Annotated in this window: 1 pseudogene; it reads left to right on the forward strand. The window is 34.5% G+C overall.

Annotated features, from left to right (window positions below):
- Positions 1-1,002, forward strand: a pseudogene (locus tag BHF71_RS10570) (IS1182 family transposase); the annotation flags it as partial.

The raw sequence follows: 1,002 nt of genomic DNA on the forward strand, positions 1-1,002 counted from the left end.
TATCGAATACTAAAAGAAGCAATGAAAAAAGGATTTGTAGATCCATCAGTTGCATTTATAGATTCAACACATGTTAAAGCAAATGCTAATAAAAAGAAGTATATAAAGAAAACGGCTCGTGTAGAAACAAGAAGTTACCAAGAACAATTAGAGAAAGAAATAAACATTGACCGAGAAGCACATGGAAAAAAGCAACTTCCCCCACAAGATAAAGAAGAAGAGAAAGAAATAAAGTAAAGTAAGACAGACCCAGAGAGTGGGTATTTTGTTAAGGACGAGAGAGAAAAACTCTTTGCATACTCATTTCATACAGCTTGCGATCTAAACGGATTTGTTCTTGGTACACTTGTTACAGGAGCCAATGTACATGATAGTAAAGTGTTAGATAAGATAGTTAATCAAGTAATCGAGAAAGTAGAAAAGCCAAGTGCAGTCGTAGTAGATGCTGGATATAAAACACCTTATATCGCGAAATACTTATCAGACCAAGATATTCGACCAGTAATGCCTTATACACGTCCCAGAACAAAAAGTGGATATATGAGAAAACATGAGTATGTATATGATGAATATTATGACTGTTACATCTGCCCAATGGGAGAAATATTATCATATCAAACCACAACAAGAGAAGGTTATAAACAATACGCATCTGATCCGAAAATTTGTAAAAACTGTTCATTGTTATCATCATGTACACAGAGTAAAAATTATACGAAGATGATACATAGACATATATGGGAAGATTACATTGAAGAAGCGGATCACTTAAGACACACAGAAGAAAACAAGAGATTATATGCAAAGCGAAAAGAAACAATAGAAAGAGTATTTGCAGATATGAAAGAGAAACATGGTTTGCGTTGGACTACGTTAAGAGGTTTGAAAAAAGTCTCGATGCAGGCGATGTTAGTTTTTGCTGCCATGAATTTGAAAAAGCTAGCGAATTGGACGTGGAAGAGACGTCCGAATCGCTCTCAATTTTTTATTTCATCCAAGATT

Origin of the sequence: Vulcanibacillus modesticaldus (assembly GCF_001730235.1) — a bacterium.
GTDB lineage: Bacteria > Bacillota > Bacilli > Tepidibacillales > Tepidibacillaceae > Vulcanibacillus > Vulcanibacillus modesticaldus.